The organism is Candidatus Zixiibacteriota bacterium, assembly GCA_040752815.1.
Taxonomy (GTDB): domain Bacteria; phylum Zixibacteria; class MSB-5A5; order GN15; family FEB-12; genus JAGGTI01.
In genome coordinates, this window is the sequence record JBFMGC010000034.1 from 23,557 (window position 1) to 29,556 (window position 6,000).

Here is a 6,000-nt window from a genome sequence, read left to right on the forward strand (position 1 = left end):
GGCGACGTGCACTATCCCACGGGTTCGCAGCCTCATTTCAGGAACGTTCCCTGGTTCAGCTCGCGGAACGCCTGCCGCAGCTCCTCCTGAGTGTTCATGACTATCGGTCCGTACCAGGCTACCGGCTCGCGCAGCGGTCTCCCCGAGACCAGCAGAAAGCGTATTCCTTCTTCACCGGCCTGCACGCTGATTTCATCGCCGTTATCAAACAGTATGAGTGAGCGATTGTCGGCGGCGGTCGGTGGTTTATGCTCAAACCAGCCGACACCCTCGGTCGGCACGGCCAGCGGCTCGGAGGCGTTGCAGAACTTCCCCGACCCGTCGAACACATAGACAAACGCGTGGCTTTTCATTTCCACCGGTATGGTCCTCCGCTGGCCTGCCGGCACAGAGATGTCGATGTACACCGGGTCGGCCGCGATTCCCTCGACCGGCCCCACCTTCCCCCAGAATTTACCGCAGATAATCCGCGCCCTGGTGCCGTCGTCGTCAGTAACCTCCGGAATGTCAGCCGACTTTATCTCCTGGTATCGAGGAGTGGTCATCTTGAGAGCGGCCGGCAAATTCGCCCAAAGTTGAAAGCCGTGCATGCGCCCGCGACTGTCGCCCTTAGGCATCTCCTGATGCAGTATTCCCCGACCCGCAGTCATCCACTGTGCGTCCCCGGGCGAAATCTGGCCGCGATTGCCGATGCTGTCGCCGTGCTCGACCGTTCCGGCCAGCACGTACGTGATCGTCTCGATCCCACGGTGAGGATGCCACGGAAAACCCGCGAGATAATCTTCGGGCCGGTCGCTGCGGAAATCGTCGAGGAGCAGGAACGGGTCAGATTCCAACGTATCGCCGAAGCCGAACGCACGGCGGAGATGCACTCCGGCGCCCTCGATAGTCGGCTTGGCCTTACTGAGTTTTCTGACTGGTCTTAGGGACATCGTCTATTACTCTGCTTCCGGTTCTCGACCTGGGTGCCCAACGGGTGCGCCGTCCAGTCCAACCATAACGTAGACCGTTCGGCCCACAATCCCGGCAGGTGGTTCTATATCAATGTACCCGTAACACATTGCCGAGCTACAAAGGTTCCGGCGTTTATCGGTGTGGTTCTTACCCGGTTCGCGCAAGCGCCGCAGCCGAATGCACATAGTAGGCGTGGAGATTCCCTTAGCGAGCGAAGTGCGACGGACGACCGAGCAAATTCGGCGGGTGATTATAGAGATACGATGGGCCGGGAGATGATGTGACCAGGGCGCTCGGGTGTACCAGCTGGACCGTCAATAACGTTCCATGGTCAGGGGCAGACCGGAGGTCTGCCGCCCCCAAGAAAAGGATCAAAGTCATGCCGCCAACAGAGAGTACCTCGAAGTTATGCCGCCCACGAAAATTCACGCCGATAATCCGATATAATAATGATGAACGCATGTCAGAGTCGTGGATCAGACTTGAACAACCCGTGCGGACAGCCATTCCAGATCGTCAACGTCACCAAAGGCGGCGTTGTGGTTGCCCGGCGAGTCGCTCTGGCTGCAACCAGCTCTGAGCGGCGTAAGGGTCTCCTGGGTCGCGACAGCCTCGGCCCCGATGACGGCCTGTACCTGGCGCCCTGCGAATGGCTCCATACCTTTCGCATGCGCTTCCCTATAGATGTAGCATTTCTGTCGCCACACGGACGTGTCTTGTCCGTGCATCACGGTCTAAAGCCGAATCGTCTCTCGAAAATAGTCTTGCGGGCCGAGGGTGCGCTTGAGCTATCCGCCGGTGTTCTGCGCGCTTCGGGCACCGAGGTGGGCGACACTGTTCAATTCCTGCACGCGTCTGTGCCTGAGTTAGCTGTCTCGATAACATCCGTTCCCTGACTCGTCTGCATCACAGACCACTCGCGTCCACAGTTCACCGCACTTTCATTCACTTTGCACGGGGGTGTTTTTGACTGATTTCGTTATGTACGAAACGGTTACGAAGTTCTTCGCGCAGAGGCCCGCCATTTGCTGAATACCCCGCCGTGAGTATCGAACGGTTGACGCCGCAGACTTCAGCGAGACTGATTTCTGAGCAGGGAAAAAGCGGCGGCGCCGGGAGTAGATGAAGACGAAAACCAGAGATGTTGAACGCGATTGAATTGAAACTAAGCTTGCTGCGGACTCGCCAGAGGTGAGGACGAAGCATCGAATATCCACCCTATTTCCCTTGGAGGTTCACATGTTGAGCAAACTGATCCGCGACGAAAAAGGCCAGGACATGGTCGAGTACGCTCTGCTGGCATCATTCATCTCGATCGTCGCCATCGCGACCCTTCGGCTGATCGGCCCGCTGGTCGATGGTATCTATCAGGACATCGAAGCTGCTCTTTCGTAATAGCGGCCCCGAGAGGGTCTGTTGACAAGACCCGAATATAGGCGCCGGCCGCCGCTTCAGCGGATCGGCTGTCACCCGAAAGCACCGGGCTGTCAGGCGGAAACGCCCGACAGCCCGTTTTTCGGATGATATCTACGGCTGGCCCCGCCCCCAAACGGGCTTAGGAGGAGGTATGTTAAGACGGATCCTTTTCGATGAGCGCGCTCAGGACCTGATCGAGTACGCGCTCCTGACCTCTTTTCTTTCGATTTCAGCAATCGCCACTTTGCGAATCCTCGGCGCCCCGGTCGACGCCATGTTTCGCGTGGTTCTGGAGGAACTGAGCTAATAGTCACTACTCTCGGTCCATTTCCTGCCGATACTGGATGATGGAGAGAAAATGTGACTACCATGGCCCAGTATGCTCACCAGGCGGTCATCCCTGTGGTGATCGCCCTCATAGCTATCGCCGCCTATACTGACTGGCGCTGGCGGATCATCAAAAACGTATTCACACTGCCGGCGATCGCAATGGGGCTTCTGCTCCAGGGGCTGAGCAATGGCTGGCCCGGTTTGATTGCAGGTTTGCTCGGACTGGGTGTCGGCGCCGGTCTGATGATGATCCCGTATTTCTTCGGCCAGATGGGAGCGGGCGATGTCAAACTGATGGCGGCTCTCGGAGCGCTTCTGGGCGCGTTCGCCGCCCTCAACGTGTTCCTGTACACGACCCTGGCCGGTGGTATCCTGGCAATGGGAATCGCCCTATACCACAAGGAAGGATTCAATACTCTTCGCCGAACCTGGCACCTCGCCAAAGGGCTGTTCATTTTTCGAACACTCCCGGCCTCCGAGCCGGAGCCGAAAAAAGGGATTACCATGCCGTATGGCGTCGCCATCGCGGTAGGAACGATCACATATCTCTTGTGGGGAAACGTGGTATGAGGCTCTTCAAAACCGGGATATTGCCGAAAATCAGCAGTACCAGGGGAAACGCGGTTGTCGAGTTTGCACTGGTGCTGCCAATCCTGCTCCTGGTGCTTTTCGGCATCACGGAACTCGGCAGGATGATTATGACGGCCAATGTACTGAATACCGCGTCGCGCGAAGGCGCTCGTCTGGCCGCCGTGAGTCCGGTGTCGGACAGTCTGTCGGTGCAGGCCCGCGTGATGGAAGTTCTCGAGGCCGCCAGTGTCGAGCCAAGTGCGATTGTCGTGGTATATGACCCGGGCACGCACACGGTCCGAGTGCAGGTAACGACGGAATTCGAAATTCTCAGCCGGTCGGTTCTCCCCGAAGTGCTTCGCGGCACGGTCGAGCTGAGCGGGCAGACCGTCTTTCGATACGAAAGCTGAGCTCCCGCCCGCGGTACATGAATGCGATAGAATGCTTTTGGTTGGATAAAGATACAATTCCCGCTGGAGTTTGGGTGATATGAAGAAATCCACATTGTTCTTGACGGCAGGGCTGGCGCTCGTGTTTGCCGCGATCGCTTCCCTGATGATCTTCTCCTATCTCAAGTCCCGGCCCGCCCAGGGCACCCAGGATATGATGCCCGTGGTCGTGGCAGTAGAAGATCTTACATTCGGAAATGTCCTAAAACCCGAGCAGATGACCACGGTCCTGTACCCCAGGGCCAGTATGCCCAAGGGGTACTACTCGGAAAAAGACAGCCTGATCGGGCAGGTTACTAAAGTCTTCCTGATGGAGAATGAGCCGATCACGGCCTCCAAGCTGTCCTCGGCCGGCGGCGGACTCTCGCTGCGCATCGCCGACAACATGCGGGCGGCGTCCATTCAGGTGGACAAGGTTTCCGGCGTGTCCGGATTCGTGCTGCCGGGTGACCGGGTCGATGTCATCGCCTCTATCGATCGCTACGGGGCGGACAACGACGCCATCGCCACCACCGTGCTTCAAAATGTCGAGGTCCTGGCGGCAGGCGAGAAGACCGAGCAGCAGGACGACAAGGTGATCCAGTCGCAGGCAGTGACGCTGCTTGTTGATGCCGCCGGCGCGCAGGCGTTGGCGCTCTCGTCGCGGCAGGCCCGCATGAGCCTTGCCCTGCGCAACCCGAATGACACCGACACTGTAAGCATTGCCGGCATCACCCGGCGGGAGATCATCGAAGGCAAGAAGCCTAAAGAGGCTCCGCCCAAGGTGGTCTATAAAAAGTCGCCGGAGAAGAAACCGGCGCCGGCCAAGGAACAGCCCAAACCGGTTGACAATACGGTCACGGTATTTAAAGGCGGCGAACAGAATACGCAGACGCCTCCGATAACCGAGGACAAGGCTGCCAAAGATTCTACGGGCCATTGAACTCGAAGCTGAATGCCACGAAGGAGTGTGCACTTGAAATATCACGGAACGATACTGAAACGCAGCCTCTGCCAGTCAACGCTCTTAGCGCTTCTGGCACTGAGCCACGTGGGAGCGCAAACTCAGCCCTCTCCACAGGTCCTGCGCATTGTCAAAGGGAAATCAGCGGTGGTGACGTTTCCCGAACGCATCAAGACAATGTCGATTGCCGATCAGGAAGTCATTGACGTGGTCTCGATCACCCCGACCGACGCTGTCGTGATCGGCAAAGCCGAAGGGACAACGTCGCTGTACATCTGGGGCGAATCCGGTCGGTATTTGGCCTACGAAACCAAAGTTGACCGCGCGGTCAGATCACAGCAGGTGGTCCTGGAAGTTCAGATGGCCGAGCTGAACCGCACCAAGTTCTCCGATATCGGCTTCGATCTGCTGATGCGGGACACCGATCCTGATCACATCGCCAGCGGTGAAAAGACGATCGGTTCCTACGCCGGTGAGGTAACGATACCCGATCCACCCGTTCGCAACATCTTCGCCCAGGAAGAAGTGACCGGCATAATCAAGTGGATCGGCAACCAGCAGACCGTGCAGTTGGCCATCCGCGCTCTTCAGGAGAACGGCATCATCCGCCTGCTGGCCAATCCGCGGCTGGTCTGCCTCTCCGAGGAGGAGGCCAGTTTCCTGGTCGGCGGCGAGATTCCCGTGCCGGTGCCGACCCAGGCGATCGCCGGCGGTGCGATGAGCATTGCCATACAGTGGAAGGAATTCGGCATCAAGCTCGCGTTCCGGCCTGAAATTGTAGATTCCAACCTGGTGCGGCTCAAAATTGCTCCCGAGGTTTCGAGTCTCGATTATTCCAACACAGTTACGTTCGCGGGCTGGGATATTCCAGCCATTCGTACACGCCGGGCCGCCGGGACTGTCGAGCTGAATTCGTCGCAGTCCGTGGTGCTGGGCGGGTTAACCGCGACTGAGACGCTGTCAATCGAGCGTAAGGTCCCGCTCCTGGGCCAGATTCCCATACTTGGCGCGCTCTTCACAAAGAAGCAGAAGACGACCTCCGAGAACGAGCTGCTGATCGTGGTTACTCCGCGGATTATCGAAACCGTAGCGAGCGAGATCATTCCGCCGCTGCCGGGGCTTTCGGAGGAAGAATCCTAAGGGGTCGTGTCGCCATGCTGCGTTTGACGCCTATGGTTCGGAATCAACGGGGGGCGACCATGATCATGGTCGCCGTCTCCATGGTGGCCCTCTTTGCCTTCGCGGTGCTTGCTATTGATATGTCGCTGATTCAGCTCGCCAAGAACCAGTTACAGAACGCCGCCGACGCCGCCGCGCTGGCCGCCGCGATTGAGTATG

The 6,000-nt window shown here is 58.2% G+C and carries 10 protein-coding genes; 8 read left to right on the forward strand and 2 right to left on the reverse strand.

Going from position 1 to position 6,000, the window contains the following annotated elements; all coding sequences use genetic code 11:
* Positions 1 to 32: 32 nt before the first annotated feature.
* Positions 33 to 932: a pirin family protein gene (locus tag AB1772_09145; protein ID MEW5796515.1), complete on the reverse strand. Its 900-nt coding sequence runs from the start codon at positions 930 to 932 to the stop codon at positions 33 to 35.
* Between the two features lie 498 nt (positions 933 to 1,430).
* On the reverse strand, positions 1,431 to 1,613 hold the full coding sequence (locus AB1772_09150) for a hypothetical protein (protein MEW5796516.1): 183 nt from the start codon (positions 1,611 to 1,613) through the stop codon (positions 1,431 to 1,433).
* On the opposite strand from AB1772_09150, the gene AB1772_09155 reads away from it, so the two are divergent.
* From AB1772_09155 to AB1772_09190, 8 genes are all read left to right on the forward strand, one after another.
* Positions 1,551 to 1,850, forward strand: a complete 300-nt coding sequence (locus AB1772_09155) for a DUF192 domain-containing protein (GenBank protein ID MEW5796517.1) — start codon at positions 1,551 to 1,553, stop codon at positions 1,848 to 1,850. The genes AB1772_09150 and AB1772_09155 overlap by 63 nt on opposite strands.
* 343 nt (positions 1,851 to 2,193) lie before the next feature.
* Positions 2,194 to 2,349: a Flp family type IVb pilin gene (locus tag AB1772_09160; GenBank protein MEW5796518.1), complete on the forward strand. Its 156-nt coding sequence runs from the start codon at positions 2,194 to 2,196 to the stop codon at positions 2,347 to 2,349.
* Between the two features lie 172 nt (positions 2,350 to 2,521).
* Positions 2,522 to 2,677, forward strand: a complete 156-nt coding sequence (locus AB1772_09165) for a Flp family type IVb pilin (protein MEW5796519.1) — start codon at positions 2,522 to 2,524, stop codon at positions 2,675 to 2,677.
* A gap of 62 nt (positions 2,678 to 2,739) precedes the next feature.
* A complete protein-coding gene (locus AB1772_09170; GenBank protein MEW5796520.1) occupies positions 2,740 to 3,270 on the forward strand; it encodes an A24 family peptidase in 531 nt (176 codons plus the stop codon).
* A complete protein-coding gene (locus AB1772_09175; GenBank protein ID MEW5796521.1) occupies positions 3,267 to 3,680 on the forward strand; it encodes a TadE family protein in 414 nt (137 codons plus the stop codon). The genes AB1772_09170 and AB1772_09175 overlap by 4 nt, the downstream gene beginning before the upstream one ends.
* 79 nt (positions 3,681 to 3,759) lie before the next feature.
* Positions 3,760 to 4,641, forward strand: coding sequence for a Flp pilus assembly protein CpaB (gene cpaB, locus AB1772_09180; GenBank protein MEW5796522.1), 882 nt, complete (start codon positions 3,760 to 3,762; stop codon positions 4,639 to 4,641).
* A gap of 33 nt (positions 4,642 to 4,674) precedes the next feature.
* Complete coding sequence (locus AB1772_09185) at positions 4,675 to 5,802, forward strand: pilus assembly protein N-terminal domain-containing protein (protein ID MEW5796523.1); 1,128 nt, start codon at positions 4,675 to 4,677, stop codon at positions 5,800 to 5,802.
* Between the two features lie 59 nt (positions 5,803 to 5,861).
* On the forward strand, positions 5,862 to 6,000 hold a 139-nt coding region (locus tag AB1772_09190; GenBank protein ID MEW5796524.1), incomplete at its 3' end, for a pilus assembly protein TadG-related protein.

Excerpts from the sequence above, each read along its gene's own strand:
- AB1772_09165 (MEW5796519.1), top strand. The coding sequence starts at position 2,522 with ATGTTAAGACGGATCCTTTTCGATGAGCGCGCTCAGGACCTGATCGAG.
- AB1772_09175 (MEW5796521.1), top strand. The coding sequence starts at position 3,267 with ATGAGGCTCTTCAAAACCGGGATATTGCCGAAAATCAGCAGTACCAGG.
- cpaB (MEW5796522.1), top strand. The coding sequence starts at position 3,760 with ATGAAGAAATCCACATTGTTCTTGACGGCAGGGCTGGCGCTCGTGTTT.
- AB1772_09150 (MEW5796516.1), bottom strand. The coding sequence starts at position 1,613 with ATGGAGCCATTCGCAGGGCGCCAGGTACAGGCCGTCATCGGGGCCGAG.
- AB1772_09145 (MEW5796515.1), bottom strand. The coding sequence starts at position 932 with ATGTCCCTAAGACCAGTCAGAAAACTCAGTAAGGCCAAGCCGACTATC.
- AB1772_09170 (MEW5796520.1), top strand. The coding sequence starts at position 2,740 with ATGGCCCAGTATGCTCACCAGGCGGTCATCCCTGTGGTGATCGCCCTC.
- AB1772_09160 (MEW5796518.1), top strand. The coding sequence starts at position 2,194 with ATGTTGAGCAAACTGATCCGCGACGAAAAAGGCCAGGACATGGTCGAG.